This is a genomic window from Sulfurihydrogenibium yellowstonense SS-5 (genome assembly GCF_000173615.1).
Lineage (GTDB): Bacteria > Aquificota > Aquificia > Aquificales > Hydrogenothermaceae > Sulfurihydrogenibium > Sulfurihydrogenibium yellowstonense.
In genome coordinates this window covers 1-2,365 of record NZ_ABZS01000214.1, presented here as the reverse complement: position 1 = coordinate 2,365, position 2,365 = coordinate 1, and the positions used below count along the sequence as shown (strand labels likewise).

At 30.0% G+C, this 2,365-nt stretch carries 4 protein-coding genes; all 4 read right to left on the bottom strand.

Annotated elements, in window-relative coordinates; translation table 11 throughout:
• Nucleotides 1-112 precede the first annotated feature (112 nt).
• Nucleotides 113-598: a hypothetical protein gene (locus tag SULYE_RS07685; protein ID WP_007548187.1), complete on the bottom strand. Its 486-nt coding sequence runs from the start codon at nt 596-598 to the stop codon at nt 113-115.
• The gene (locus SULYE_RS07680; protein WP_007548186.1) at nt 595-1,323 is read right to left on the bottom strand and encodes a sigma-70 family RNA polymerase sigma factor; all 729 of its coding nucleotides are present in this window, start codon (nt 1,321-1,323) and stop codon (nt 595-597) included. Before SULYE_RS07680 ends, SULYE_RS07685 begins: the two co-directional genes overlap by 4 nt.
• Nucleotides 1,324-1,432: 109 nt before the next feature.
• Nucleotides 1,433-1,798, bottom strand: a complete 366-nt coding sequence (gene acpS / locus SULYE_RS07675) for a holo-ACP synthase (protein ID WP_007548184.1) — start codon at nt 1,796-1,798, stop codon at nt 1,433-1,435.
• Between the two features lie 114 nt (nt 1,799-1,912).
• Nucleotides 1,913-2,365, bottom strand: a 453-nt coding sequence (locus SULYE_RS07670) for a DUF86 domain-containing protein (protein WP_007548182.1), incomplete at its 5' end; no start/stop codon positions are given.

Sequence of the window (2,365 nt, the reverse complement as noted above, 5' to 3'; positions counted from 1 at the left end):
AAATAGGAAAAGACAAATAAATTTTGGATCTTCTTTGATAGCTTTAAAGTTAGCTCAAGGATTACTTTGTTAAGTTGGATAATGTTGGTTCTAAAAATTTTATATATTTATATTAATTAAAATCTATACTTTTTTCTGATGTTTTTGATAGATGTCCAAACAATAAAGATGCTTTTTTGATGTTTTTAGCAATATCGACTGAAAAAAATTTTAGATTTTCTAAATCTTCTTTTAGATTTTCAAGCTCTACCATGCTTTGAGCTAAAAAGTCTATTATATCTTTTTCATAAATTGTAAAATTCTCCGGGAATAATGGAGTATGGACTTCTAAAGACGGGATTGTAAAAATGATCCACGCAAGAGCACTAAGGGCTATATTACAAACATCGCTAGCTTTTTCTTTGCTTTCTATCTCCGGGATTTTACTAACGATTTCTGAAATTTTATTTAGAGTCTCTGAAAAGTTGTTTAAAATAAATATCGAATCTTCTAAGGATATAATACTACCTTCTTTTACTATCTTATCTATCTTCTTTTGTCCAAAGTAGATAAAAGATTCAACATCATAAATCATTAAATCAATTTTATCTCTTATCATCTTCCTCCTAAATATTTCTCAATCAATTTTCTAATTTTTAACATAATTTTTGTATGAAGTTGTGAAACTCTTGATTCTGTATAACCCAAAATTTCTGCAATTTCTTTCATGTTTAAGTCTTCATAATAGTAAAGAGTAACTATCAATCTTTCTCTTTCATCAAGCTTATTCATTATTATATCAGAAAGAATTTCTTTAAGTTGTTTTTCTTCTACATACTTTTCTGGTGTATCATCATCTGTAGAGATAACTTCCCAAAGGTGTAAGCTTTCATCGTCGTCTTTACTAATATCAGAATCTATAGATATTAGAATTTTATTAACTGCTTTTTCTGCATATATCATGTACTCTTCAAGGCTCATGCCGAGGTATTCTGCTATCTCTTCTAACTTTGCTTCTCTTCCTAATTTTGTTTCAAGTTCTACGATTTTGTTTTCAAGGTTTTTTACTTTATTTCTTATATTTCTTGGCACCCAATCAAGCTGTCTAAGATGGTCGAGAATATATCCTCTTACTCTGATTTCTGCATAGGTTGAGAATTTTACTCCTTTTGATGGGTCAAACTTTTCAAGAGCATCATATAAGCCTAGTACTCCAACTTGGAAAAGGTCTTCTTCGTCTACTATTGGCGGTAAATTTTGATGTTTTAATGATTTTACTATGTAATTTATTTTTGGCAGGAATTCTCTGATTATGCTTTCTCTTTCTTCCTTTCTTAGTTGCATAGCCATCCCTCCAAGGGAAGTAATTTTTTCTACATTAATATATGCAAGATTTATGCCAATTTTAATTGGCTTTATTACAAGATTTAATAGAAAAATGGTGCAGTTAAAATTATGCAGTGTATATGATTACCGTAGCGATTGAGTATTTTTTTTCGTGAGATATGGAGAGTTTTATCTTGAAATTACGATGGTTTTCTATGTTATGCAGTAAAATTTCTGCAGGTTGGTTTTTGTGTCCTAAGATTTCTATTTGTTTAAATGTAAGTATTTCTTTAAAGGCTTGGTAATATGCTTTAATGGTTGCTTCTTTTGCAGCAAATCTTGCAGAAAGGCATTGTATGTATTCTTTTCTACTGAAACAGTATTCTATTTCTTTTTGTGTATAAATTCTTGTTAGAAATTTATCTTTGTATTTTTCATAGGCTTGTTGTATTCTTTTGTTTTCTACTATATCGGTTCCTATGTATATTTCCATTGTTAGACTTCCTGTTTTTGTGAATTTTTTATTTATTAAACTGTTTCAAAAAATTTGATAAAGGCGTAAACTTGTCTGTCATTTCCGCAGCCGGCGAAGAATCTTCTCCTCTTCTCACCTCTCACCTTTACATCCTTCCTTGATAGACTTAGCAATTTCTAAAATAAATCTATCCATTAAAGCCTTAAAATCGCCTTTTACTAATTTATACAAAAAATCTAAATCAACGCTTTTTGTTGGGTCTGCTAAATCATTTCTAAGCTGAGAAATTTTATCAAGCTTTTCTGCAAGCTCCACAGATAAACAACCATTTTCAGCCAAGGATTTAAAGCAGTCTTTTGAAGGCTTTAATTTAAGCTGTCTTGAAACATGCCTACAAATCCATAAAGCACTATCTATTGCAACGACGATAAAATACCTGCTTCTATCAACTGCAAAGCTATTATTTTTAAACTCTTGCACGCTCATTTTAGAAAAAGTCTCTAATCTTTCTACTTCTCCTTTTATTGCAGAAGCATAATGATTAACTTTGACAAGATTTACAGGAATAGCAAGCTTTGGCTGTTT

What these genes read in the sequence shown, in the direction of transcription:
- SULYE_RS07685 (WP_007548187.1), bottom strand. Translation starts at nt 598, where the DNA reads ATGATAAGAGATAAAATTGATTTAATGATTTATGATGTTGAATCTTTT.
- SULYE_RS07680 (WP_007548186.1), bottom strand. Translation starts at nt 1,323, where the DNA reads ATGCAACTAAGAAAGGAAGAAAGAGAAAGCATAATCAGAGAATTCCTG.
- acpS (WP_007548184.1), bottom strand. Translation starts at nt 1,798, where the DNA reads ATGGAAATATACATAGGAACCGATATAGTAGAAAACAAAAGAATACAA.